Genomic DNA, 26,571 nt, shown 5'->3' on the forward strand with positions numbered 1-26,571 from the left:
TGAAAGGGGCGAGCAGCCCCTTTCTCGTGGATCCAGCGCGTCGAAATCGCTGGTGGTTTTCTGGTTCTCTTTTGCCAGCAAAAGAGAACAATTCCACTTAACGTAAAAGCGCTCTGCCCCGCGCACAGGCGCGCAACGATACTGTCCTTACTTCCCCACGCAGAATCTCTCAAACACCTCGTTGATGACCGCCTCCGAGGCGTTCTCCCCTGTCAGCTCGCAAAGTGCATCCAACGCGTCGTCCACGCAGACCGACACAGCGTCCAGCCCGAGCCCCTGCGCGGCGTCCAGCGCTCCGGCTACGGCATCCCGGGCGCGGGTGGCAGCGGAAAGCTGCCGCTGTCCCGAGAGGCTGGCAGCGTGGGGGTCGATTTGGTTGGTCCCCAACAGGCGGGCTACCGCCGCCGCGATGACCTTCCGCGCCCCCTCTTCCTGACAGCAGACCGGCAGCACCATCGCAAAATAGGGTGCGATGAGCTCGGCGTCGAACCGGGTGGGCTTGTCCTCTTTATTGACCAGCGCGATGGCCGGACGACCCGCGCAGCGCTGAGCCAGCTCCATGTCCTCCCGGGTCGGGCGCTCCGAGCCGTCGAAGACGGCAAGGATAAGCCCCGCCTCGTCCAGCTTCTTCCAGCTGCGGCGGATACCTTCGGCTTCGATCTCGTCTTCCGTCTGACGCAGACCGGCAGTGTCGAAGAGATTCAGCCTGACGTCTCCCAGCTGGACAGCCTGCTCCACCACATCGCGGGTGGTTCCGGCCACCGGCGTGACGATGGCCCGGTCGAACCCGGCCAGCAGGTTGAGCAGGGTGGATTTGCCCGCATTGGGTCTGCCCACGATGGCACAGTCCACGCCCTCGCGGAGGACAGCGCCCGCATCGTAGCTCTGGATGAGAGCGTCCAGCTCCTGCTCTACCCCGCCTAAGACCTCGCACAAGTGGCTTTGGCTCAGTTCCGGGACATCTTCCTCAGGGAAATCCACCCAGGCGGCCAGATGGGCCTGCAAAGCCGTCAGAGCATCTTTCTGGGCCGCTATCTTCCGGGCCAGCACACCGTTCAGGGAGGCATTTGCCAGCGCGGCCCCCTGTCGGCCATCGGCGGAGATGATGTCCATGACGGCTTCGGCCTGGGTCAGACTGAGCTTGCCGTTCAGGAACGCGCGGCGGGTGTACTCGCCGGGAGCGGCAGGCGACGCGCCCGCCGCAATGCAGGCTTCCACCAGCCGCCGGGCGACTGCGCTGCCGCCGTGGCAGGAAAGCTCCACCACATCCTCGCCGGTGTAGCTGTGGGGCGCGCGGAAAAACAGCGCCACGCCCTCATCGAAAGCCTCTTCCCCCTCCACGAACGCACCGAACATGGCCGTATAGCCTTTGGCGTCCGCGACCTTTTTGGCCGGGTTGGCCGGACGGAACACCTTCGCTGCCACTTCATAGCTTTCCGGGCCGGACAGCCGCACGATGGCGATGCCGCCCGCACCCGGAGCGGTAGCAATGGCCGCAATGGTCGAATGCTGCATCTTCTCCCCTCCTTATGCGCAGATGAATACAGTATATTCTACCACGAACCGCCAAAAAAAGAAATATGCTGCGCAAAAAAGGGTGTGCAGCCCCTGAAAGACTGCACACCCCGTTGCGTGTGAAAGAAAAATCAGAATGCGGCAATATCGGCCGTGGTGATGGCCTTGCCGGGCAGGGTGCGGCTGTCGGCATTCTCCGACAGGGCCAGCTTGCCCTCGCGCAGCAGCTTGACGGCCTTCTCGTGATCAGCAGCGTTCCAGTTGTCGCCCACGAGCTTCCAGTTGTTATCCACATGCGGCTCGATGGTGCCGCCCTTGACGGTGCGGATGTACTCGCCCAGCAGTTCGCGGATGCCGCCCACATCGCCGCGCACGTCGATCTCCAGCAGCTTGGGCAGCTCGTCGCCCTCCTTGAAGATGTCAGCATAAGTCAGCAGCTGGGTGGTGGCACGGTAGTTGTTGACGGCCACCACGAAGCTGTCATCGTCCTCCACCGGACGGCCATCCATCCAGGTCAGGTTCTGGATGCGGTTGCCGGGCTGCTTGGAGATGTCGAGGTCATACTTGACGCCTGCAAAGGCATCGTACAGGTAATAGCGGACGGAAGAGTCGAATGCGATGGTCACATCGCCCGGCTCCCAGGTCTTAAAGAAGGCAGCAGACCACTCCATGAACTGACGCAGCTGCCAGCCGTTCATCTGCAGCTTGTACAGGGTGTTCTGGTAGGTGTAGATGCTTGCCATGTCGCACTTGCGGATGGTACCCTCGCGCATCTGGGAGGTCATGGAGGTCAGAGCCGTTGCGGACACCCGAGCGTCGGTGTAGTACATCTGTACCTCGTTGATGAAGTCCAGCAGAGCGGTATCCTGCACCATGGGCTGGGGCAGGCAGTCGATCTCGTTTTCGGGGGCCAGATCACCGCCGACCAGCTGGCCGATGGGGGTCACGGCGTCGTCCTTAGCGCGCTGGTCGTACTCTGCCAGCAGAGCGGTCAGCTCGGGGTCGGGAGCGTAGTCCTTGATGATCAGGTTCTCAGAGGTGCGGTCCTTCACCTTCCACTTGCCGTTCAGGCCGCGCTCCAGATAGACGTGGATGTCGGAGACGGTGGCACCGGCATTCTTGTTCTCGACCACCAGCACGCCGTTGATCATCTTGTTGGGGATGCTCTTGTGGCCGTGAGCGGCGACGATGACGTCGAACTCGGGGCAGGCATTTGCCAGGTCGGTGACGCCAGAGCCATAGACGCCGTACTCATTGTCAATATCCATATGCATAACGCCGATGATGACATCCACATCGTTCTTGATCTTATCAATGATCTTGCGGCTCTCGTCCACCGGGTTGGTGACAGTCCAGCCCTCGAGGTTCTTGGCGTCCCAGCGGGTGATGTTGGGAGTGACCATACCGATGACGCCGATCTTGACGCCGCCCTTGTTGATGATGGTGTAGCCGTCAGCCAGAGGCTTGCCTTCGGGGCTGTAGACGTTGCCGGTCAGCACCTTGGCCTTCTGCTGGGAGAGCACCTTTTCCAGCGTGGCCATGCCATAGTTGTACTCATGGTTGCCGGTGACGTAGACATCGTAGCCGATGGCGTTCTGAGCAGCGATCATGGGGTGGACATCGTCGTTCAGGAACAGCTCAGCGGAGTTTGCCTGAATGGTGTCGCCTGCATCCACGACCAGCGTGGTCTTGGTGCGGTTCTCCTTGATGGCAGTTGCCTGCTGGGCCACGCTGCCAGAGGCGTCGGCCTTGTTGGCGGCGTAATCCCAGGGGTCAAACTTACCGTGGGTATCGCTGGTGGCAAGGATCTGCAGGTCCATGCTCCACAGGTCTTTGATGCCGGCAGCGGAAGCAGCCGGAACCAGACCGCCCATTGCGGCGGCGGTAGCCGATGCACCGGCCACGCGCAGGAAATTACGGCGGGAAATCTTATTCTGTTCCATAATAATTCCTCTCTTTTTTGCTTGGTATACACTCCGAAGCATTTGTAGCTCTAGTATAAGGCTTGTCGACATTGTTTTACAATGTGCAAGTAGGAGAAAAATTTCTTCCGGAATTGGGCATATTCTCCAATTTTCTGATAAGAACGACTTTTCTTTCTAAATTATTCTTTCAGATTCGCTTTTCATCATAAACCATCTTCATGCAAAAGATGTGTAAATTTATAGTGTTCCTCGTACAAAAAAGACCCTCCCCTGCACGGCTTCCGCCATGCGGGAGAGGGTCTTATCATTCAGCTTTTACAGCTCGATCTTGCCGAAGCTCAGATCAGCGAAGTCATCCACACGCTCGGTGCGCTTGGGTGCCACAGGGGCAGCATTCTCGGCATCGCGCGGGGTGTAGGTGCGCTCAGGCACATTGGAGCGGTAGCCGCCACGGCCGCCGCCATTGCGCGGGCCACGGCCATTCCGGTCACCACGGCGCTCGCCGCCTCGATGATAGCCGCCGCTGCGGCCATTGCCGTTGCGGTCACGGCCGCCGCGGGGTCCGCGGGGACGTGCATTTGCGCTCTCAGCCACAGCGTTGGGGTCGGTGGAGTAGATGACCACACGGCGGTCACGGCCCTCGCCCTTGCTCTCGCTGCGGACGCCCTCCATCTTGCCGATGGCAGAGTGGATGATGCGGCGCTCGTAGGGGTTCATGGGCTCCATGGCAAAGCTGCGGCCAGTGCGGCGCACCTTGGCACCGATGCGCTGTGCCAGTGCGGTCAGGTCGCTCTCGCGCTTGTCGCGGTAGCCGGCCACGTCGAGGCCCAGCTTGATGTAGTCGCCCTCGAGGCGGTTTGCCACGAGGCTTGCCAGATAGGACAGGCTCTCCATCGTCTCGCCGCGGCGGCCGATGAGGGCGCCCATCTTCTCGCCGTCCAGATGGATGATGGTAGCCTCACCCTTCTGCACAGCGCTGAACTTGACGTCCTGTACGCCCATCTTCTCGATGACATCCTTCAGGTAGTCCACAGCGGCCTTGACCTTGGCGTTCTCCTCGATGTTGATGGGGACTTCCACCTCTTCGCCCTCTGCGGCGGGAGCAGCCTGCTCTTCGGCAGGGGCAGCTTCCTCAGCAGGAGCAGCAGGCTCTTCCACAGCAGCGGGAGCTTCAGGGGCAGTCTCTTCGACGACAGGCTCAGCCGCCACAGGGGCAGCCTTTTCCTCCACAACGGGAGTGGGCTCCTCAACGGGGGCAGCAGGAGCTGCCACAGGCTCGTCCGGCAGCTCGACGCTGACGCGGACCTTGGCGGGAGTGAGCTTCAGGCCCAGAAAACCGGTCTTCTGGGGCATTTCCAGCACTTCGTAGCTGACGTTGATGTCGTCCTTTTCCACGCCCAGCAGAGCGCAGGCGTTGGTGCGTGCTTCATCGACCGTCTTGCCGGTCGCTTCCTGCGTACGGATCATAACCGTCAATCCTCCTTTTTGTTCTGCAGCTCGCTCAGCGGGACAGTACGCTCGTCCTTGTAGCGCTCAGCATCCTGCTGGCGGGCATACTCGAGGCGGCGCTTGTTCATCTCGCTGGCAGAGATGTTCTTTTCCACGACCTCACCGGTCTTCTCGTCCTGGACCTTGATGGTGGTGCTCTTCACGCCGCGCTTCTCTTCCTTCTTGCGGGAAGCGATCTCGGCCTTGACCTGCTCCTTCATCTTCTCGGGGTCATAGATCTTGCGCATGACCTGGGTCTGGACGGTCATCACGATGTTGGAAATGACGTAGTACAGAGAGAATGCGCAGGGAACGGTAAAGCAGAAGAAGACGTACATCAGAGGCATCATATACATGGTCAGCTTCATGCTGCCCTGCATCTCCTGGCCGGATGCCTTCATGCTGATGTGGGTGGAGATGAACATGGTGACGACAGCCAGGATGGGGAAGATCAGCAGGGGCAGGTTGTCTGCTGCCAGGCTGTACTGCGGCACACGGGTCAGGTCGATGCCGAAGAAGTCCATGTGCTGGCCGAACTCAGTGATGGTGTTCAGCTGGTCTGCGGTGAACACAGAGGTGACGGTGGACTCACCGGCCAGCACCTGTGCGATGATATTGGTGTCGCGGGTCACCTGAGTGAAGCTGATGCCCAGAGCGGTCATGGCATCGCCTGCGGCGGTGATGGCGTCGGCGCCAATGTGGAAGATGCGCTGCAGCGGGCGGTACACGACCTCGATAACGCCGAACATGACGAGGAAGTTGACCAGCATGGGCATACAGCCGGCGGTGGGCTTATAGCCGTACTCCTGCTGGAGCTTGAGCAGCTCTTCCTGCTGCTTTTCGGGCTTGTCCTTGTACTTTTTCTGGATGTCGGCGATCATCGGCTGGAAAGCGGACATCTTGGCCATGCTCTTCTGCTGGTTGAGCTGCAGAGGGATGCTGAGCAGGCGGATGACGATGGTGAAGATGATGATGTCCCAGCCGTAGTTCGGGATGAGGTTGTAGATCCACTCCATCACATAGCCGAGAGGTACACCGAGGATGTACAAAATATTCATGTCTCTGTCCATTCTGCCCCGCCTGTGGTGCGGGACGGTTATTTTTATCGTAGGACACGCCGCCCACAGTTCAGCACGTCACAAGAAGCAATGATAATAGATTTTCCTCTCAGTCTCCCCTCGCCAGGGGAGGTGGCACGGCGAAGCCGTGACGGAGAGGTTTTCCTCCCCTCTGCCGCCCTTTTTCAAAGGGCATTGACGGAGAGGTCTTCCCCGCTTCAGCGCTCTTCCAAAGAACATCGGCGAAGAGGTTTTCCACTTATTTTTCGTGTCTGGTGGAAAACAGAGCCGAGGCTGAGAGATGCCGGGCCGGATTTTTCCAGCGGCCCTTTTCCGGTACGGGGTCGTAGCCCCAGCGGCCCAGCGGATTGCACCGGGCGATGCGCCACGCCGTCAGCAGCAGCCCTTTGACGCAGCCGTGGGTGCGGATGGCCTCGATGCCGTACTGGCTGCAGGAGGGCGAAAAGCGGCAGTTCCGCCCCAGCCCCGGGCTGATGAACTTCTGGTAGAGCCGGATGAGCCCGCAGAGGGCTTTCTGAAAGATGCTCACGCCTCGGGCTTCCGGACCGGCGGCAGGGTGGCTGGGGGCTTTGCGCCCGGCTGCTTTGCCTTATCCGGCAGGCCGGCCTGAGCGAAGAGCTTTGCCACGATGGCGCTGAGCTGCCAGCTCTTGAGCCGGGGGGTCATGCCCCGGGCTACGAAAACGAGGTCGTAGCCGCCGATGTTGTAGTCGAGATGTTCGTCGATGGCGGCCTTCATAACGCGGCGGGCGCGGTTGCGCTGCACGGCGTGGCCGATCTTTTTGGTGGCCGTCAGGCCCACCCGGGTGCGCTTGCTCCGCGTTTTGAGCACGTAGAGTACCAGCGCCTGGTTGACATAGGACTTGCCGCGGGCATACACGCGGCCAAACTCGCCGTTGCGGCGGATGGGACGATAGCGCATCCTGTGCGCCTCCCTTCAGGTGATGTGGGAGCACCGCCCGGAAAAAAGCAATGCTCAGTGTTCAGTATAGCAAAAAAACGCCGACATGAAAAGCTCATCCGGGCGTTTTCTCTGCCAAATCTTTGACAGTTTTTTTAGGCAATGCGACTATTCACCGCAGCTTTCCGGCCTTTTTCCCGAATGCCGGGTAAAAAAATAAGACCGCCAATCCAATATCAGCGGCCTTTTTGCGCATATTCCATTCTGCGCCGGACCTGATGCATACTGCTCAGGATCAGACGGTCAGGCTCTTGCGGCCCTTAGCACGGCGTGCGTTGATGACCTTGCGGCCGTTCTTGGTGCTCATGCGGGTCAGGAAGCCATGAACTTCCTTGCGCTGACGCTTCTTGGGCTGAAAAGTTCTCTTCATGGTGTATTTCCTCCGTAAAAACTCGTCCCCGGTATGGGGTCTATTCTGGTCCCAAAATGGGGACAGGCTTGCAATTCAACAGTATATCGCACACTATGGCCTTCTGTCAAGCATTTTTTTCGCTTTCCTTCAAACTTTTTTGAAAAACCTCTGTGGAGAAACTTTCAACTTTTTCACCCATTTCCCGTGGAAAACTTTTTATCCACAATATCTTGTGGCTTTTCTCCGCCTTGGACACAAGGCTGTTTCCCAGACGCAGGTATGTCTTTTTTATGTATTATAAATTACCTTATATAATATAGACGCAGGGGGATTTTTGTGGTATACTAACCTGGTATCAGCAGCATTGTTGAAAACTTCAATGGAGTGGATGTACTATGGATTCTTTCAAGGACGTTTTAGAGGCTGCCCAGAGCTACTGCAAGGCGCAGATGGCGGAGCCGACGTATAATCTCTATATCGACGGGTTGGAGCCTATCAGCTTTGAGGACTCCAGCCATATCACCCTCTCGGTGCGCAACGACTTCATCTGCAAGATCGTGACGGACCGTTATCTCGGCCTGCTCAAAGAGGCCTTCAAAACAGTGCTGGGCTTTGACGTGGACATCACCCTCGTCGTCCCCAGCACGCCGCCCCACGAAGTGGTGCTGGCCCAGCAGTACGAGGCGAACCCCGCCTCCCCGCAGGGCAACTATGAATTCACCTTCGAGAACTTCATCAAAGGCCCGTCCAACCAGTTTGCGTTTGCTGCGGCGCAGGCTGTTGCAGCCAACCCTTCCGGTGCCTACAACCCGCTGTTCATCTACGGCGGCTCGGGCCTCGGCAAGACCCATCTGCTGACGGCCATCCAGACCGAGATCAAGCGCACCCACCCCGACTTCGTCATCATGTATGTCACCTGTGAGCAGTTCACCAACGAGCTGATCGCGGCCATCCGCGCCGGCAGCACCGAGGACTTCCGGATGAAGTACCGCGTGGCCGACCTGCTGCTGGTGGACGACATCCAGTTCATCGCGGGCAAGGAGTCCACCCAGGAAGAATTCTTCCATACCTTCAACTCCCTCCACGATGCCCACAAGCAGATCGTCATCGCATCCGACCGCCCGGCCAAGGAGATCAAGAGCCTGGAAGAGCGTCTGCGCACCCGCTTCGAGTGGGGCCTGACCGCCGACGTCCAGCCGCCGGATTTCGAGACCCGCGTGGCCATCGTCAAGCGCAAGGCGGAGCTTCTCCACCTCGATCTGCCCGAGGATGTGGCCGAATTCATCGCCAACCATCTGAAAAATAACATCCGCCAGCTGGAAGGCGCGGTCAAAAAGCTCAATGCCTACTATATGCTCGAGGGCATCCAGCCGGTCATCAGCGTGGCACAGAATGCCATCAAGGACATCCTCAACGAGACCCAGCCCGTGCCTGTCACCATCGAGAAGATCGTGGGTGAGGTATCCCGCACCTTCAACGTCTCCCCTGCCGACATCCGCGGCACCAAGCGGAACGCCAATGTGGCCTCCGCCCGCCGTGTGGCCATCTACATCCTGCGCGAGGTCACCGGCATGAGCATGGAGGAGATCGGCCGGGAGTTCTCGGGCCGTGACCATTCCACCATCGTCTACTCCCTCAAGACCATGGAGCGGGACATGAAGAACGACCAGCACCTGCGGGAGACGGTGAGCGACATCATCAAGAATGTGAAGGCTTAACGCACCAGAGTCGGTGTAAAAGTCATACTCATTCAGGGGCCAAACCCCAAAATATGGGGAGAAAGAGGAACAAAAAGGGGAAAATAAACCTAGATATTGTGGTGAAAGGCCGAAACTTTCCACTCTTTCCACATGGTTTTCAACATTCAACTTCTGTTTTTCACAGCGGATGTGGAAAGAACCACCGCTCTCCCCGATTCAACATTCCATTCACAGTTCCTCAACATCTCTGTGGAAAACCAAATCCCCGCATCCCGGCAAGGGTTTGCAGAGTTTTCCACATCTTCCCCACCCCCTACTACGATTACTACAACAAGTTCAATAAAGAAAACAGGTTTTTGCATCGGATCCCATGAGGAACGACAGCAAAACTGACGCAAAAAAGGAGAGAAGAAGATTTGAACATCATCTGCGACAAAACTCTTCTGAGTGCAGCCATTGACGGCGTATCCAAAGCAGTCACTCTGCGCTCTACCATCCCGGTACTGGAGGGCATTTTACTGAAGGCAGAAGGCTTCCAGCTGACCCTCACCGGCTACGACCTCGAAATGGGCATCGTGACCACCATCGAAGCCAATGTCAAAGAACCCGGTGAGATCGTGCTGAACGCCAAGCTACTCAGCAGCATGATCAGCCGGATGCCGGCAGGCCAGATTACCATCCAGTCTGCCGATAATGGCAAAACCACCATCCAGAGCGGGGTGGCGCAGTTCGAGATCCAGTCCATGTCGGCCACCGATTTCCCCGAGCTGCCCAACACCGGCGCCGAGGAGACCCTGACCATCAAGACCGGCGTGCTCCGCGATATGATCGACCGCACCCTCTACGCCGTCAGCCAGGATGAGAAAAAACCTGCGCATACCGGTGAACTTTTTGAGATCGAGCCGGATAAAATGACCATCGTTGCCCTGGACGGCTACCGTCTGGCCATCGTGGAACGGCCCGTCACTGCCGTCAAGGACATCCGAATCATCGTCCCCAGCAAGACCATGACCGAAGTGTCTCATCTGCTGCCCAACGACGACGAAGAGCCGGTCCACATCTGTGCCAACCGCCGCTACGTCGTGTTCATGACCGCCGGCTACACCATCATGAGCCGCCTCATCGAGGGCGAGTTCCTCAACTATCACAATGTCATTCCGGCAGGCAGCCGCACCCGGGTGACCATCGACACCAAGGAGTTCATCGAGACCATCGAGCGCGCTTCTCTGATTATTACAGAGCGTTTAAAAAATCCCCTCCGCATCACTTTTACAGAGGGTAAAGTCGTCGTCCGCTGCCAGACCAATCTGGGCCGCGTCGTCGATGAGTTCAATGCCGAGTGCGAGGGCGACGAGGTGGAGATCGGCTTCAACAACCGCTACCTGTTGGACGCGCTGCGCAATGCCCGCACCGAGAAAGTGCGGATGGAGATCAGCGGCCCGCTGAGCCCGGTGAAAGTGCTGCCGGTGGAGGGCAATGACTTCCTGTATCTGGTCCTGCCCGTCCGCTTCAAAAACGACTGAGAGGCGTAATAAAATGCAAAAGATCCTCATCCATACCGAATTTATCAAGCTGGACGCCCTGCTGAAATATGCGGGACTGTGCGAGACCGGCGGCGAAGCCAAGGAGCTCGTTCAGGGCGGGGCCGTGAAGGTCAACGGCGAAGTCTGCACCATGCGCGGCAAGAAGTGCCGCCCGGGCGACACCGTGGAGCTGGACGGCCAGACCATCGAGATCGGGATGGGCGGCTGATGCGGCTGCTCTCTCTCGAAGTCGAAAATTACCGGAACATCGCCTCGGCCAGCCTGACGCCGGGCCGGGAGCTGACTGTCATCTGCGGCAACAACGGCCAGGGCAAGACGAACCTCCTGGAAGCCATCTGGCTGCTCACCGGCGGCAAGAGCTTCCGGGGCGGCAAGGACGCAGAGCTGGTGCGCCGGGGCGAACCCTTCGCCGTACTCAAAGCGTCCACCCTCCGCGCACAGCAGGAAGAGCAGGAAAAGGAAGAGCCGAACCGCGTCCGCCTGACGGTGGGCGCGCCGGATTCCCCCCGCCCGGGCCGGACAGTCTCGGTGAACGGGGGCGCAGTCAAGCGGGCGGCCAGCCTTGCGGGCAGCTTTCCGGCGGTGGTCTTCGACCCCGGACACCTGAGCCTTGTAAAAGGCGCGCCGGAAGGGCGGCGGAAATTTCTGGACGCTGCCCTCTGCCAGCTCTACCCCGGCTACCTGACCCTCTACCGCCGCTATGTCCGGGCCTTGCAGCAGAAAAATGCGCTGCTTCGACGCTCTTCCAATGGCATTGAGCGGCCTTATGCCGAAAAGCGGGCCTTATTAGAAGTGCTGAATGTGGAGCTTGCCCAGCAGGGCGAGGCCATCCAGCAGCGGCGCAGAGCCTATCTCGCCGCTCTCTCCCCGCTGGCCTGTGCCAACTATGAGGAACTTTCCCGCGGGGCGGAAACACTGAGTCTGCGGTATGCGGCCCAGTTTGAGCCGGGCGGTCTGGCCCAGCTTCTGCGGCAGAAGATGCCCGAAGAGCTGCGGGCCGGGCAGAGCCTCTGCGGCCCTCACCGGGAAGATCTGGACCTTCTTTTGGATGGTCAGCCTGCAAAAGTGTATGCGAGTCAGGGACAGCAGCGGAGCGTCGTGCTCAGCCTGAAAATGGCCGAAGCCGCCGCAGCTGCCTCCATCACGGGCGAACATCCGGTGATGCTGTTGGACGACGTGCTCAGCGAGCTGGATGATGGCCGCAAGCAGTATCTGCTCACCCGGATGCGGGAAAAGCAGACCTTCGTGACCAGCTGCGACGACACCGCTTTCCTCAAAACAGACGGCGAGGTCTACCGGATGAACGGCGGCGTGCTGACGAAAGTGTGATGCAATGTATGTACACCTTGGCCGCGATTATGTCCTGAACGACCGGGACATCATCGGCATCTTCAATCTGGAAACGACGACCATCTCACCCCGGGGGCGGGAGTTTCTGAACTACGCCCAGAAAAACGGGGCAGTGGTGAGCCTGTCCGATGAGCTGCCCCAGAGCTATGTGCTGGCAGATTCCCCGGTGGATACGGTCTATCTCTCGGAGCTGTCGCCGGCTGCGCTCAAACGGCGCACGGAGATGAAACTGGAATAAGCCAACCAGCGATTGATCGCTTTTACAAATAGTAACGAAAAAACGAAACAAAACAAAAGGGAGAAAGGAAATGGCAGAGGAAATCATTACCAGTACCAACGCAGAAACTGCGACGGACCATGAATACAACGCCAGCGAGATCCAGGTCCTGAAAGGTCTGGAGGCAGTGCGCAAGCGCCCCGGTATGTATATCGGCTCCACCGGCGAGCGCGGTCTGCACCATCTGGTGTACGAGATCGTGGACAACGCCATCGACGAGGCTCTGGCCGGTTACTGCGACCACATCGAGGTCAAGATCCTGAAGGGCGACATCATTCAGGTCACGGACAATGGCCGCAGCATCCCCGTGGACATCCAGGCTGATACCGGTCTGCCTGCCGTCACCGTCGTCTTTACCATCCTCCACGCCGGCGGCAAGTTCGGCGGCGAGAACTCCGGCTACAAGGTGGCCGGCGGCCTGCACGGCGTCGGCGCGTCCGTCGTCAACGCCTGCTCGGAGTGGCTGACCGTCAACGTCCGCCGCGACGGCCGCGAGTACGAGCAGACCTTCCGCCGCGGCGACCCGGACGGCCCGCTGAAGTGCATCGGCACCGTGGACCCCAGTGTCACCGGCACCCGCGTCACCTTCAAGCCCGACCCGGAGATGTTCAAGGACACCACCGTCTACAACTTCGAAACGCTGGAAAAGCGCCTGCGGGAAGAGAGCTTCCTGAACGCCGGTGTCAAGATCACCCTGACCGATGAGCGCGAGCTCTACACCCCCGTCCTAGAGGACGGCAAGGAGGGCGAGCCCACCTACCGCACCGAGGTCATGTGCTACGAGGGCGGCATCAAGAGTTTCGTCACCTATCTGGGCGAGAAGCGCGACCTCGAGGTGCTCCACCCCAACGTCATCTATCTCAAGGGCCAGACCGACCGGGGCATGGCAGAGATCGCCTTGCAGTATAATTCCAGCTACAATGAGCTGCTGCTGAGCTTCGCCAACAACGTCAACACCCCCGACGGCGGCACCCACGAAGAGGGCTTCCGCAGCAGCCTCACCCGCGTGTTCAATGACTATGGCCGCAGCCACGGTCTGCTGAAGGATAAGGATGAGAACCTTTCCGGCGCTGACGTCCGTGAGGGCCTCATCTGCGTCATCTCCGTCAAGCTGCAGGAGGCCGAGTTCGAGGGCCAGACCAAGGCAAAACTGGGCAATACGGAAATTCGGACCCTCGTCTCCAACATGGTCTACTCCAAGCTGATGGAGTTCTTTGAGGAGAACCCCGGCGTGGCCAAGGCCATCTTCGAAAAGGCCACCCAGGCCGCCCGCGCCCGCGCCGCCGCCAAGAAGGCCCGTGAGCTGGTGCGCCGCAAGAGCGCCCTCGAGACCAGCCGGATGCCCGGCAAGCTGGCGGACTGCCGCGAAAAAGACCCCACCCGCACCGAGATCTTCATCGTCGAGGGTGATTCTGCAGGCGGCTCGGCCAAGATGGGCCGTGACTCGGCCATTCAGGCCATCCTCCCCCTGTGGGGCAAGATGCTCAACGTCGAAAAGGCCCGTGCCGACCGTATCTACGGCAACGACAAGCTGATGCCTGTCGTGCTGGCACTGGGCTGCGGCATCGGCGACGAGTTCGATATTTCCAAGCTGCGGTATGACAAAGTGTTCATCATGGCCGATGCCGATGTCGATGGCTCTCACATCTGCACCCTGATGCTCACCTTCTTCTTCCGCTATATGCGCCCCCTCATCGAGCAGGGCCATGTCTATGTGGCACAGCCCCCGCTGTTCAAGGTGCAGAAGGGCAGCACCATCAAATACGCTTACAACGACGCCGAAATGGCCTTGCTCTCGCAGGAGATGCCCGGCGCGAAGATCAACCGCTATAAGGGCCTTGGTGAGATGAACCCGGAGCAGCTCTGGGAGACCACCATGAACCCCGAGAACCGCGTTATCGTCCGCATCACCATCGAGGATGCCGAGAAGGCCGATGAGGCGTTCACCATCCTGATGGGCGATCAGGTGGAGCCCCGCCGCCGCTTTATCGAGACCAACGCCCAGTACGCAAAGCTCGACGTGTAATTGGAGGAAACAATGGAAGAAGATTATGTGATGATACCGGGCAGCGGTACCAAGATGATCATCCGGGACGTCAAGAAGGAGATCGAAACGGCGTTTCTGGATTACTCCATGTCGGTCATCGTGGCCCGCGCCCTGCCGGATGTGCGTGACGGCCTGAAGCCCGTCCACCGCCGCATCCTCTACACCATGCACGAACGCGGCAACGACCCCAGCCATCCCTACCGCAAGTCGGCGGATACCGTCGGTGCGGTGCTGGGCTCTTACCACCCCCATGGCGACGCCTCCGTTTACGACGCCATGGTCCGTCTGGCACAGGATTTCTCCCTGCGCTACCCGCTGGTGGATGGTCAGGGTAACTTCGGCTCGGTCGATGGCGACCCCCCGGCTGCTTACCGTTACACCGAGGCCCGCATGAGCCGCATGGCGGTCGAGATGCTGACCGACATCGACAAAGACACCATCAACTGGGACCCCAACTTCGACGAGACGAAGAAAGAACCCAGCGTCCTGCCCTGCCGCTTCCCCAACCTGCTGGTCAACGGCAGTCAGGGCATCGCCGTCGGTATGGCCACCAACATCCCGCCCCACAACCTCAGTGAGGTCATCGACGGCTGCGTGGCCTATATCGAGGACCCCGACATCGATCTGCCCGGCCTGATGGAGCACATCAAGGGACCGGACTTCCCCACTGCCGGTATCATCATGGGCCGCAGCGGCATCCGCGCCGCCTACGCCACCGGCCGCGGCAAAATCACCCTGCGGGGCCGTGCTACCATCGAAGAGACCAAGAATGGCCGTACCCAGATCATCATTACGGAGATCCCGTATATGGTCAACAAGGCCCGCCTCATCGAGAACATGGCAGAGCTGGTCAAGGACAAGCGGATCGAGGGCATCACCGGCCTGAACGATGAGACCAACCGCAAGGGTATGCGCATCGTGGTGGACATCCGCAAGGACGCCAACGCGCAGGTCATCCTGAACCAGCTGTACCAGTACACCCAGCTGCAGGATACCGTGGGCGTCATCATGCTGGCCATCGACCATAAGGTGCCGAAGGTCATGACCCTGAAACAGATGATACAGAAGTACGTCGAGTTCCAGGATGAAGTCGTCCGCCGCCGCACGCAGTATGATTTGAAGAAGGCCAAGGAGCGCGCCCACATCCTCGAGGGTCTGAAGAAGGCCACCGACATCGTGGATGAGCTCATCGCTACCATCCGCGCCTGCAAGGGCGGCATGGCCGAGGCAAAGGCCGCTATCATGGAGCAGTTCGGCTTCGACGACCCGCAGGCCGACGCTATCGTCAAGCTGCAGCTGGGCCGTCTGGCTGGTCTCGAGATCCTCAAGATCGAGGAAGAGCTGTCCGGCTTACAGGCAAAGATCGAGGATTGGGAGGACATCCTCGCCAACGACGCCCGGGTGCTGGAGATCGTCAAGAACGAGCTGCTGGACATGAAGAAGCGTTTCGGCGACGAGCGCCGCACCGAGATCCAGTCCGTCACCGGCGAAGTGGACATCGAAGACCTCATCGCCGAGGAGCAGTGCGTCTACACCCTCACCGAGGCTGGCTATATCAAGCGCCAGCTCAAGGCCACCTATCAGGCCCAGAAGCGCGGCGGCCGCGGCATCTCCGGCATGACCCGAAAGGAAGAGGACATCGTGCAGGAGATGTTCGTGGGCTCTACCCATGATTATGTCCTGTTCGTCACCGACAAGGGCCGCCTCTTCCGCATCAAGGGCTACACCATCGCCGAGGGCAGCCGCACCAGCAAGGGCAGCAACATCGTCAACCTGCTGCAGCTGGCCGAGGGCGAAAAGGTCACCAATATGCTCTGCTACCCCAAGGACGAGGACAACAAGGGCGGCTTCGTCACCATGGTCACCAAGCAGGGCCTCATCAAGCGCACCCCGCTGGAGCAGTACGCCAACATCCGCAAGACGGGCCTCATCGGCATTGCGCTCAACGAGGGCGACGCGCTGGCATGGACCCGCCTGACCACCGGCAATGATATGCTCATCGTGGCTACCCGCAACGGTCAGGCCATCCGCTTCAACGAGGCCGATGCCCGCCCGATGGGCCGCAGCGGCCACGGCGTCCGCGCCATCAAGCTGGCCGAGGGCGACGAGGTCGTCGGCGTCTGCATCTGCCGCGAGGGCGGCACGGTGCTCACCGTCACCGAAAACGGCAAGGGCCGGCGCTCTGACATCGACACCTACCGCATCACTGCCCGCGGCGGCAAGGGCATCCGCAACTACGACGCCTCCAAGGACAAGGTGGCAGCCGTCAAGATCGTGGATGACATCGACGATGTGCTGCTGAGCAGTCAGGAGGGCATCATCATCCGCCTGCACGCCAACGAGATCCCCGTTCAGAGCCGCTACGGCTCCGGTGTCCGGGTCATGCGTCTGGGCGAGAACGATAAGGTGATGGTGCTGGCCCGCACCGACCACGACGACGAGGCACAGACCGAGAGCATCGAGGCCGATACCGAGGACGAGCCCACTGCCGAGCAGCTGGCGGAGATGGAAGCAGCCGATGAGGCATCGGCCGCCGAAGCTCCCGAGGCTGACACCGGCGACGAGGAATAAACCTCATTTCCACACATAGACTGACCCTGCGGGGGAGTACACGCTTTCTGCGGTGCTCTCCCGCAGGTTTTTGCAAAAAATCACGGTTATACTGGACAAATCCGCTGTTTGTGTGGTACGATAGCCGGACAACAAGAAAGATCCTCATGGGGGAGTAGCAGGCGCTGTTTTGCAGGCAGCGCAGCAAGTCAACACAATGACGGCCCGGGCGGCTGTCTGGCTTGCTTTCATTTGCGAGACTCATGTGCTTTGGTGCGAGTACCACGCCCATTCCACATGGAGTCAGTTTGTAAAAATCCGACCCGGAATTGGCGAAATCCGCGCCGATCCCGGGTCTTTTGTCTGCCCACCAATTCCGGTCAAATCAGGAGGCATCGTTATGGAATGGAGTTTTTTGTTTTTCTTCAACAGCGCCCTGCTGGGCGTGGGCCTTGCCATGGATGCGTTTTCCGTCTCGATGGCAAACGGTCTGCATGACCCGCAGATGTCCCGCCGCCGGGGCGTCCAGATCGCAGGCACCTTCGGCATCTTTCAGGCTGTCATGCCCATGACGGGCTGGGTCTGCGTCCACACCATCGTGGAGCTGTTCTCTTCGTTTGAACAGTTCATCCCCTGGATCGCCCTCATCCTGCTGGGCTACATCGGCGGCAAGATGCTCATCGAGGGCATCAAGGGCGAAGAGACCGAGGAAGCCGCTGAGCTGAGCGCGGGCGCACTCTTCATGCAGGGCGTGGCCACCAGCATCGACGCGCTGTCGGTGGGCTTCACCATCTCGGAGTACGGCTGGTTCATGGCTCTGGTCTGCTCCCTCATTGTGGCGATCGTCACCTTCTTCATCTGTGAGGCCGGCCTTGCCATCGGCAAAAAGTTCGGCACCAAGCTCTCCGGCAAAGCCTCCGTCCTCGGCGGCGTCATCCTCATCGGCATCGGTCTGGAGATCTTCATTTCCGGCATCATGGGCTGAGAAAAACAGCAGCGCCCCTGCACATTTGTGCAGAGGCGCTGCTGTTTTATGCCCGAGGGAAGCACCCGCCGGGGCAGGGAGGAAGTTTGCCGCATTTTGTAGCATATTGCCACAAAAATGAGGATTTTGAACCCAAAATTTCGCTGTCTTTCCCTATTGCCAACGTGGGGGGGGGGGGGGTATAATGAAAATGAGAAACACTCTCAACAAAGAAGTACAAAAAGCACAAGAAAACGAAAACGTAGAAAAAGAAAGGAGACCTCTACCATGAGGAAGACCGACGCATTCCGCCGGGCAGCAGCTCTGATGGCAGCGTTGAGCATCACGGTGTCTCTGGCGGCTCCGGCCTTTGCAGGGACCTACTATATCGACGACGGCGATATTACCATCACCAAAAATGCGGATGGCAGCCAGACCATCAAACAACAGGGCAAAGAGGACTGTACGGACCAGGTCGGGGATGAGACCGTCATCACCACCCATGGCCAGGCCATCACCTCGCTGGAGAGCGACCTGGAAGGCCCCGCAGCAGAGGATTCCGGCTTTGGCCCTGTGGTAGAGGACAACTACCAGCCGGCCCAGCCGGAGAGCGCTGAGGAACCGGAAGGTGCAGACCAGCCGGAGGACGCTGAGGAACCGAAAGATGCCGACCAGCCGGAGAACACTGACCGGCAGGAGAGCGCCGACCGGCAGGAAAGCGCCGGGCAACAGCCCCAGCAGGCAGCCCCGACTGCTGCCGACGCCCGGCAGGAGAGCGCAGACCAGCAGGCCCAGCCCCAGCAGGCAGCCCCGGCTGCTGCTGCCGCCCCTGCCCGCAACATCATTACGGTGATCAACAACTTTGCCAATACGGTGCTGAACCTCACCCTGAGAGACGTGAAGATCGATGTGAGCGACACCGGAAGCTATTGGGTAGAAGGAAAAGCCGCCCTGAGCGTTCAGGGAAAGGGCAATGTGGAGATCGAGCTGGACGGCAAGAACGAGCTGAAAAGCGGCGTTCAGAGGGCGGGCCTTGAAAAAAACACCTCCACCTCCACAGGCACGCTGACCCTGAAGGACGATAAAGAAGCCGGCAGCGGCAGCCTGAAGGCCACCGGAGGCAAATATGGTGCTGGCATCGGCGGCGGCAACTACGGCAGCGGCGAAAACATCACCATCACCGGCGGCAGGGTGAATGCTACCGGTGGTTGGGGTAGTGCCGGCATCGGCGGCGGCAACTACGGCAGCGGCAACTACGGCAGCGGCAAAACCATCACCATCAAAGGCGGCACGGTGACTGCTAAGGGTGGCGACTGTGGTGCCGGCATCGGCGGCGGTAATGGTGGCATCGGCGAAAACATCACCATCACCGGCGGCAGGGTGAACGCTACCGGTGGTTGGGGTGGTGCCGGCATCGGCGGCGGCGACGGCGGCTACGGCGGCTACGGCAACGGCAAAAACATCACCATCACCGACGGCACGGTGACGGCTACCGGCGGCATCCATGGTGCGGGCATCGGCGGCGGTGATAGTGGCATCGGCGAAAACATCACCATCACCGACGGCACGGTGACGGCTACCGGCGGCATCTATGGTGCAGGCATCGGCGGCGGTGTCAATGCCAGCGGCAGCAATGTCACCGTGAGCGGAGCCGCTCAGGTGACGGCGACCGCCGGCAAGAGCGATGGCTACTACGGTGCCGGTGCTACCATCGGCAGCGGCGGCAATGAGACGGGTGGTCAACCTGTCGACGGCGAGGAGATCCAGGCGGACATCCGCGGCGTGACCACCGGCTACATCCACCACATCATCTACGAGCAGGACGGCACCACCATAAAACGGGAGTGGTGGGAGCCGGAGCGCCCCCAGCCCAACCCGGAGAGTCCTCAGCCCAACCCGGAGGACCCGAATGCCCCGGCGGGGGAGAGCAATGAGGTGAGCCTGGGTACCCCCGGCCTCCATGTGGAGACGCTGGAGGGCGACCTCCTGCCTTTTGACGCCCAGCAGCAGGGCAGCACCCTGCGGGTGACGTCCAACACACTGGCCGCCCGGCTCCACGGCACCCGGCAGGCGCTGGAGGCTCTGCAGGAGCAGGGAGTGGAGCAGATCGAGTTTGTTACCAGCTTCAAAACGACCACCCTGTCGGTGGAAGACCTGCTGGCAGAGGGTGGCAGCTGGTTTGCTCTGGAGCACAACGGCCTTGTGAGCCGGCAGCTGAGCACAGCTCAGGCTGAGAGCCTGAAGTGCCAGATGCGCTAAAAAAATACAGACCCCTTACAGGGGCCGCCTTGGGGAACCACCCGGGGCGGCCCCTTTTTTGTATAATGAAAAACCACTCGCTAGGCGAGTGGTTCAGTAAAAGACTTCTTATGAAAAACCCCCGGCTCCGCCGGGGGATATTTATTGTTCCCCATGGAACATCATTCAAAATAATCGGCGTATTCCTCGGTGAGCTTGGAGCCCAGACGGCGGATGCCGCCGTAAAGGTGGCGTTCCACCAGCGGCTCAAAGGCCGCCAGGTCGCACCGCTCGATGGCGTCGATGAGGTTGTGATGGTCGGCCACCACCTCAGCGAGCCCGCCGGTGGTCAGGGTGTCCAGCATCCGGAAGCGGCTGTAGTCGGCGTGGGCGTTCTGCAGGGTCCGCCAGAGGTACATCTTGCCCATGGCGGAGAACCACGTCTCGTGGAGCCGGGTGTCAGCCTCGTAAAGACGGTTGAAGTCCAGCGTTTCGGCCTTGGCCAGCTCGTCGTAGGCGGCGGCACGCTGGCGGATGAGGGCGCGGTGCTCCGGTGTGCAGTGGGGCGCAAAGTCCCGCAGGACCCGGGCCTCTACCGCGATGCGCTCATAGATCAGCTCGTCCACGATGTCCCGGTTCAGCCGGGTGACGGTGGTGCCTTTGTACGGCACGATCTTCACCAGCCCGTTCTCCTGCAACCGCTGCAGCACCACCCGGATGAGGGAGCGGGGCGCGCCGAAGCGGGTGCAGAGCGGGTTTTCACTCAGCGAACAGCCGGGCCGGAGGGTCAGATCGATGATCTCCCGCTCGAGGACGGCGTATATTTCAGAATCTGTTTTATACTGTTGTTCCATTGTCGTTTTCCTGTCTGATGCCCCAAGCGGGCCATGTCCCGGGGACCGGGAGGCGGAAGTCCATTTCCTTTCCGGTGTCGGGATGGATGAAGCGGAGCCGTGCGCTCTGAAGCGCAATGTCTCCCTTGATGCGGCTGCCGTATTTGCCGTCGCCCCAGAGCGGGTGGCGGCGGGACGCGAACTGCACCCGTATCTGGTGGGTGCGCCCGGTGTGGAGGGTGATGTCCGCGAGGCTGGCGCTGCCGTCCGGGGCGGAGGCAGAAATGCGATATTCCAGCACAGCCTCCTTCACGCCCTTGCGCGGACGGCTCACCGGAAAAACACGGCCTTTCCGGCTGTCCTTGAATAAGTAGTCCCGCAGGACGCCTTCGGCGGGCAGCTTTTCGTCCGGCCCGCCTGCGATGAGGGCGCGGTATTGTTTCACGAAAGGCGGCGCGGCCGGCGTACCGGCGTCAGGCTCGGCCCGGCCATCCTGTTCGGCATAAACCTGTTGGCTCTGCGTCACCTGCCGGCTGAGGGCGGCGGCTGCCTGCGGGGTCTTCGCATAGACCATCAGACCCGACACGCCGGTGTCCAGCCGGTGGATGACGCCCACATAGGCGTCGGGCCTGTCCCAGAGCTTCCGAAGGGCGGCGGGTACGCCGTCCTCGCTGGAAAGCCCGGCGGGCTTGTCCAGAACCACGAGGGCTGTATCTTCGTAGAGTATCACAGTCTGCCCTCGTCCACCAGCGCCTTGAGCTTGAGCACGCCCGCGATGGTCTTGCCGTCCTTGATCTCGCCGCTCATGACCATCTCGTAGGCTTTTGCCAGCGGGATGCGGTCGGGCGTCAGGAACTCATCGTCGTCCAGATGCATCTGGGTGGTGTGCAGGCCGGTGGCCACCCACATATAGATGATCTCGGTGTCATAGCCCACCGTGGGGTAGAACTCGCCCAGCGGGGTGTAGTGGTCGGCGGTCAGGCCGCACTCTTCGCCCAGCTCCCGCTTGGCGGCTTCGAAGGGGTCTTCGCCCTTTTCCAGCTTGCCGGCGGGCAGCTCCCACAGCTCCTGCTGCATGGCGTAGCGGAACTGGCGCACCATGCAGAGGGTGCCGTCCTCAAAATACGGTACGATGCAGGCCCCGCCGTGGTGGTGGACCACCTCCCGGATAGAAGTCTCGCCGTTTTCCAGCAGAGCCACGTCTTTGGTCAGCGTGACCACCCGGCCTTCAAAGAGAACTTCGCTCGAGAGCGTCTTTTCAAAATGTGCAGCATCCATCGTTTTGTGCCTGTCCTTCCCTGCGCTGTGCGGCGCATGATACTATAGATAAAGTTTACGGCAGAATCTGTACAAATGTCAATTATAAATTTAGAATTTTGTAAGAAAAAGCCTCATGGATACTGGATTTTGGAGCATAACACCGTCATGGATGCAGCAAAGAACACATCTGTAAAAAAGCGCTAAAAAATTTCTTGAATTTTTGTTGTGTTTTTACAGTCGGTTTGCGTTGCCTTTACCGGCGGAATTTGCTATTATATTAGATGAGCAATAGTGCCTTCATGGGGTTCTCCGGCCCCGGGCAGGGCTATTGCCCTTGATGAGCGTGTGCTTTTGTGGAGTTCTCCGGCTCCGGCGAAGTGCGGCGCTTATCAGTTGAGCAATACGTTTTTTAAGGGAGTTCTCCGGCTCCGGTAAAAAGACGTTTGCCCCGCGCAGAAGGTACCAAATTCTGAATGGAGGAAGAAAAATGCCTAGAGCAAAGCAAACCATGGATGGCAATACCGCTGCCGCTCATGTAGCATATGCCTACACGGACGTGGCTGCCATCTACCCCATTACCCCCTCTTCTCCGATGGCTGACTCTGTGGACCAGTGGTCCGCTCAGGGCCAGAAGAACATCTTCGGCAACCAGGTCAAGGTCGTCGAGATGGAGTCTGAGGCAGGCGCTGCAGGCGCTGTGCACGGCTCTCTGGGTGCAGGTGCTGTTACCACCACCTTCACCGCTTCTCAGGGCCTGCTGCTGATGATCCCCAACATGTACAAGATCGCTGCTGAGCAGCTGCCCTGCGTGTTCGATGTTTCTGCACGTACCGTTGCTACCCAGTCCCTGAACATCTTCGGTGATCACAGCGACGTTATGGCATGCCGCCAGACCGGCTTCGCAATGCTGGTCGAGAGCAGCGTGCAGGAAGTCATGGACCTGTCCCCTGTTGCCCATCTGGCAGCAATCGAGGGCAAGGTTCCCTTCCTGAACTTCTTCGACGGCTTCCGTACTTCTCACGAGTACCAGAAGATCGAGAAGTGGGACTACGCCGATCTGAAGGAAATGTGCAACATGAAGGCTGTCGAGGAGTTCCGTGCAAAGGCTCTGAACCCCGAGCACCCCAAGATGCGCGGTTCCCACGAGAACGGCGACGTGTTCTTCCAGCATCGTGAGGCCTGCAACTCTGTCTACGACGCACTGCCCGCAGTCGTCGAGAAGTACATGGCCAAGATCAACGAGAAGCTGGGCACCAACTACGACCTGTTCAACTACTACGGCGCACCCGATGCCGATCGCGTCATGATTGCTATGGGCTCTGTCTGCGACGTTGCTGACGAGGTCATCGATTACCTGAACGCTAAGGGCGAGAAGGTCGGTATCATCAAGGTCCGCCTGTACCGTCCCTGGGTGTCCTCCGCTCTGCTGAAGGTCCTGCCTGCTACCGCTAAGAAGGTCGCAGTTCTGGACCGCACCAAGGAGCCCGGCTCTCTGGGCGAGCCCCTGTACCTGGATGTCGCAGCTACCCTGCGTGAGGCTGGCAAGAATGATGTCATCCTGACCGGCGGCCGTTACGGTCTGGGCAGCAAGGACACTCCCCCGTCCTCCATCTTCGCTCTGTTCAAGGAGCTGGAGAAGGATCAGCCGAAGGAGCGCTTCACCCTCGGCATCACCGATGATGTCACCGGCCTGTCTCTGCCTGAGGTCAAGCCCGCTCCCATCACCGCAGCAGCTGGCACCAAGGAGTGCAAGTTCTGGGGTCTGGGCGGCGACGGTACCGTCGGTGCTAACAAGAACTCCGTCAAGATCATCGGCGACCACACTGATAAGTATGTTCAGGCATACTTCCAGTATGACTCCAAGAAGACCGGCGGCGTGACCATCAGCCACCTGCGTTTCGGCGACAAGCCCATCCGCAGCCCCTACTACATCAACCAGGCTGACTTCGTGGCCTGCCACAACCCCGCTTACATCCACATGGGCATGAAGATGGTCCAGGATGTCAAGCCCGGCGGCGTGTTCATGATCAACTGCCAGTGGAACGATGAGGAGCTGGGCCATCACCTGAACGCTGAGGCCAAGAAGTACATCGCTGACAACAACATCCAGCTGTACACCATCAACGCTATCGATAAGGCTATCGAGATCGGTATGGGCAAGCGCACCAATACCATCCTGCAGTCCGCTTTCTTCAAGCTGGCTGACGTTATGCCCATCGAGGACGCCGTCAACTTCATGAAGCAGGCAGCTCAGAAGAGCTACGGCAAGAAGGGTCAGGACGTCGTTGAGATGAACTGGAAGGCCATCGATGCCGGTGTTGACGCCATCCACAAGGTGGACGTCCCCGCTTCCTGGTCCAACCCCGAGGCCGATCCCGCTCCGAAGGAGCTGGCTGGCCGTCCCGAGCTGGTCAAGCAGATCCGCGACGTCATGGAGCCCATCGCTCGTATGGACGGCGACAGCCTGCCTGTCTCTGCTTTCGTTGCTAACGCAAACGGCGAGTGGGAGCAGGGTGCTTCCGCTTACGAGAAGCGCGGCACCGCTGTGAACGTCCCCGAGTGGGATGCTTCCAAGTGTGTTGGCTGCAACCAGTGCGCATTCGTGTGCTCTCACGCAACCATCCGTCCCTTCCAGCTGACCGCTGACGAGCTGGCAGCAGCTCCCGCACAGACCAAGAGCCGCGACAACAAGCCCGCTAACGAGTACAAGTTCGTTATGGCTGTGTCTCCTCTGGACTGCATGGGCTGCGGCGAGTGTGTCACCGTCTGCCCCACCAAGGCTATCCAGATGGTTCCTCAGGAGTCTCAGGCCGATCAGCAGGCAGTCTTCGACTACTGCGTCGCCAACATCTCCAAGAAGCCCTCTAAGTTCGCAGACGACACCGTCATCGGCTCTCAGTTCAACCAGCCGCTGCTGGAGTTCTCTGGCTCCTGCGCAGGCTGTGCTGAGACCTCTTACGCACGTCTGATCACCCAGCTGTTCGGCGAGAAGATGTACATCTCCAACGCCACCGGCTGCTCCTCTATCTGGGGCGGTACTGCTTCCATCTCTCCGTACACTGTCAACAAGGACAGCGGCCACGGTCCTGCATGGTGCAACTCCCTGTTCGAGGATAACGCAGAGCACGGCTTGGGCCTGTATCTGGGCCAGAAGACCGTCCGTGAGAACCTGATCAAGCGCATCGCTGAGGTCGCTGGTTCTGACAAGGCTTCTGCTGAGCTGAAGGCTGCCTTTGACGAGTTCATGGCAACCAAGAACAACACCAAGGCTAATGATGCCCCCGCTAAGGCTCTGATCGCTGAGCTGGAGAAGGCTGCTGCCGCTGGCTGCACCGAGTCCGCTGAGATCCTGAAGAGCAAGGAGTTCATCGCCAAGAAGTCCGTCTGGATCTTCGGTGGTGACGGCTGGGCATACGACATCGGCTTCGGCGGTCTGGACCACGTCCTGGCTTCCGGCGAGGATGTCAACGTCATGGTCTTCGATACTGAGATGTACTCCAACACCGGCGGACAGGCATCCAAGGCCTCCAACATCGGCGAGGTCTGCCAGTTCGCTGCTGCTGGTAAGGAGATCAGCAAGAAGAGCCTGTCTGAGATCGCTATGACCTACGGTTACATCTATGTTGCTCAGATCGCTCTGGGCGCTAACATGAACCAGGCTGTCAAGGCTATCGCAGAGGCTGAGGCATATCCCGGCCCCTCCCTCATCATCGGCTACGCTCCCTGCGAGCTGCACGGTGTTAAGGGCGGCATGACCAACTGCCAGAACGAGATGAAGAAGGCAGTTGAGGCTGGTTACTGGAACCTGTTCACCTTCAATCCGGCCAACAAGGCTCAGGGCAAGAACCCCTTCACCCTGACCTCCAAGGCTGTGGATGCCGAGAAGTATCAGGCACTGCTGGCAAACGAGACCCGTTACAGCCGCCTGACTCGTGCATTCCCGGATCGTGCAAAGCAGCTGTTCGCTCGCAACGAGCAGGTCGCAAACGACCGTTACGAGCATCTGACCCGCCTGGTCGAGCTGTACAAGTAAACCAAAGTTCTTTTGACTCTGGCTGGAATTTTGCCGCAGCGGCACCTTAGTCCCGAAAGGGCGGCTGCTCCGTGCTGGCGATTACTGCGCAACGCAGCAGTACGAAACTGTGGCCCCGGCCAGAGAAGAAATAACAGGCTTATTTCTACGCAGAGACTGGAGCTTTGTACTCCAAACTGATTTCAACTCTCTGCCCGCGTCCGAACGCGTCGGGGCGGGCAGAGCCTGAAATACCAAAGCGCCCGCGAGGGTCCTTGAAAGCATACTTCGCGTGTGTCAGGAGCATAAGGTCTGTTCGCAGATACCTTGCCCCGCCTGCTGCATAAGACCTGCTTGCAGGGATCTTGCCGCAGTCAAAAACGGATCCCGTTTTTAGCGCCCCGCTCACTGGAAACAGTGTCCGGGGCGTATTTTTGTGTCTTTTACACTTTCTTCATAGGTTTTTCATGAAATCCG

The 26,571-nt window shown here is 59.7% G+C and carries 20 protein-coding genes; 10 read left to right on the forward strand and 10 right to left on the reverse strand.

Annotated features, from left to right (window positions below; genetic code table 11):
• Positions 1 to 147 precede the first annotated feature (147 nt).
• The 7 genes from mnmE to rpmH form a co-directional block, all read right to left on the reverse strand.
• Entirely contained in the window at positions 148 to 1,515 is a 1,368-nt protein-coding gene (gene mnmE, locus F3G95_RS09450) for a tRNA uridine-5-carboxymethylaminomethyl(34) synthesis GTPase MnmE (protein WP_149794732.1), read from the reverse strand.
• A gap of 131 nt (positions 1,516 to 1,646) precedes the next feature.
• Positions 1,647 to 3,458, reverse strand: a complete 1,812-nt coding sequence (locus F3G95_RS09455; protein ID WP_149794733.1) for a 5'-nucleotidase C-terminal domain-containing protein — start codon at positions 3,456 to 3,458, stop codon at positions 1,647 to 1,649.
• Positions 3,459 to 3,755: 297 nt separating this feature from the next.
• Positions 3,756 to 4,907 (reverse strand): RNA-binding cell elongation regulator Jag/EloR, encoded by a 1,152-nt coding sequence (gene jag, locus F3G95_RS09460; protein WP_149794734.1) that lies wholly within the window; start codon positions 4,905 to 4,907, stop codon positions 3,756 to 3,758.
• Between the two features lie 5 nt (positions 4,908 to 4,912).
• A complete protein-coding gene (locus F3G95_RS09465; protein ID WP_149794735.1) occupies positions 4,913 to 5,998 on the reverse strand; it encodes a YidC/Oxa1 family membrane protein insertase in 1,086 nt (361 codons plus the stop codon).
• Between the two features lie 247 nt (positions 5,999 to 6,245).
• Positions 6,246 to 6,530 (reverse strand): membrane protein insertion efficiency factor YidD, encoded by a 285-nt coding sequence (yidD, locus tag F3G95_RS09470; protein ID WP_149794770.1) that lies wholly within the window; start codon positions 6,528 to 6,530, stop codon positions 6,246 to 6,248.
• Positions 6,531 to 6,532: 2 nt separating this feature from the next.
• Positions 6,533 to 6,928, reverse strand: coding sequence for a ribonuclease P protein component (gene rnpA, locus F3G95_RS09475; protein ID WP_015565052.1), 396 nt, complete (start codon positions 6,926 to 6,928; stop codon positions 6,533 to 6,535).
• A 274-nt stretch (positions 6,929 to 7,202) separates the two neighbouring features.
• Positions 7,203 to 7,337, reverse strand: coding sequence for a 50S ribosomal protein L34 (gene rpmH / locus F3G95_RS09480; RefSeq protein ID WP_005924258.1), 135 nt, complete (start codon positions 7,335 to 7,337; stop codon positions 7,203 to 7,205).
• Between the two features lie 377 nt (positions 7,338 to 7,714).
• On the opposite strand from rpmH, the gene dnaA reads away from it, so the two are divergent.
• The 9 genes from dnaA to F3G95_RS09525 all read left to right on the forward strand — a co-directional run bounded on the left by dnaA (position 7,715) and on the right by F3G95_RS09525 (position 20,010).
• On the forward strand, positions 7,715 to 9,037 hold the full coding sequence (gene dnaA / locus F3G95_RS09485; RefSeq protein ID WP_015565051.1) for a chromosomal replication initiator protein DnaA: 1,323 nt from the start codon (positions 7,715 to 7,717) through the stop codon (positions 9,035 to 9,037).
• A 398-nt stretch (positions 9,038 to 9,435) separates the two neighbouring features.
• Entirely contained in the window at positions 9,436 to 10,542 is a 1,107-nt protein-coding gene (gene dnaN / locus F3G95_RS09490) for a DNA polymerase III subunit beta (protein WP_149794736.1), read from the forward strand.
• Positions 10,543 to 10,555: 13 nt separating this feature from the next.
• Positions 10,556 to 10,771: an RNA-binding S4 domain-containing protein gene (locus F3G95_RS09495; protein ID WP_015565050.1), complete on the forward strand. Its 216-nt coding sequence runs from the start codon at positions 10,556 to 10,558 to the stop codon at positions 10,769 to 10,771.
• Complete coding sequence (locus F3G95_RS09500; RefSeq protein WP_149794737.1) at positions 10,771 to 11,892, forward strand: DNA replication/repair protein RecF; 1,122 nt, start codon at positions 10,771 to 10,773, stop codon at positions 11,890 to 11,892. Before F3G95_RS09495 ends, F3G95_RS09500 begins: the two co-directional genes overlap by 1 nt.
• 4 nt (positions 11,893 to 11,896) lie before the next feature.
• Complete coding sequence (locus F3G95_RS09505) at positions 11,897 to 12,151, forward strand: extracellular matrix/biofilm biosynthesis regulator RemA family protein (protein WP_149794738.1); 255 nt, start codon at positions 11,897 to 11,899, stop codon at positions 12,149 to 12,151.
• Positions 12,152 to 12,221: 70 nt separating this feature from the next.
• Entirely contained in the window at positions 12,222 to 14,216 is a 1,995-nt protein-coding gene (gene gyrB / locus F3G95_RS09510; RefSeq protein WP_149794739.1) for a DNA topoisomerase (ATP-hydrolyzing) subunit B, read from the forward strand.
• 12 nt (positions 14,217 to 14,228) lie between these two features.
• Positions 14,229 to 16,808 carry a DNA gyrase subunit A gene (gene gyrA, locus F3G95_RS09515; protein ID WP_149794740.1) on the forward strand — a complete coding sequence of 860 codons (2,580 nt, stop codon included), beginning with the start codon at positions 14,229 to 14,231 and terminating at the stop codon, positions 16,806 to 16,808.
• 379 nt (positions 16,809 to 17,187) lie between these two features.
• Entirely contained in the window at positions 17,188 to 17,772 is a 585-nt protein-coding gene (locus F3G95_RS09520) for a manganese efflux pump MntP family protein (protein WP_149794741.1), read from the forward strand.
• Between the two features lie 267 nt (positions 17,773 to 18,039).
• The gene (locus tag F3G95_RS09525) at positions 18,040 to 20,010 is read left to right on the forward strand and encodes a hypothetical protein (protein ID WP_149794742.1); all 1,971 of its coding nucleotides are present in this window, start codon (positions 18,040 to 18,042) and stop codon (positions 20,008 to 20,010) included.
• Between the two features lie 161 nt (positions 20,011 to 20,171).
• Here the strand turns inward: F3G95_RS09525 and F3G95_RS09530 are convergent, their stop codons facing one another.
• From F3G95_RS09530 to F3G95_RS09540, 3 genes are read right to left on the reverse strand one after another with little or no spacing between them, the layout of a single operon-like run.
• Positions 20,172 to 20,843: a GntR family transcriptional regulator gene (locus tag F3G95_RS09530; protein WP_149794743.1), complete on the reverse strand. Its 672-nt coding sequence runs from the start codon at positions 20,841 to 20,843 to the stop codon at positions 20,172 to 20,174.
• Positions 20,827 to 21,552, reverse strand: a complete 726-nt coding sequence (locus F3G95_RS09535) for an RluA family pseudouridine synthase (protein ID WP_149794744.1) — start codon at positions 21,550 to 21,552, stop codon at positions 20,827 to 20,829. Before F3G95_RS09535 ends, F3G95_RS09530 begins: the two co-directional genes overlap by 17 nt.
• Positions 21,549 to 22,100, reverse strand: coding sequence for an NUDIX hydrolase (locus F3G95_RS09540; RefSeq protein WP_015565043.1), 552 nt, complete (start codon positions 22,098 to 22,100; stop codon positions 21,549 to 21,551). Before F3G95_RS09540 ends, F3G95_RS09535 begins: the two co-directional genes overlap by 4 nt.
• A 469-nt stretch (positions 22,101 to 22,569) precedes the next feature.
• Between F3G95_RS09540 and nifJ the strand changes: the two genes are divergently transcribed.
• Positions 22,570 to 26,115 (forward strand): pyruvate:ferredoxin (flavodoxin) oxidoreductase, encoded by a 3,546-nt coding sequence (gene nifJ / locus F3G95_RS09545; protein ID WP_149794745.1) that lies wholly within the window; start codon positions 22,570 to 22,572, stop codon positions 26,113 to 26,115.
• The last annotated feature ends 456 nt before the right edge of the window (positions 26,116 to 26,571 follow it).

Source organism: Faecalibacterium sp. Marseille-P9312, from assembly GCF_902497445.1.
Classification (GTDB): Bacteria; Bacillota; Clostridia; order Oscillospirales; family Ruminococcaceae; genus Faecalibacterium; species Faecalibacterium longum.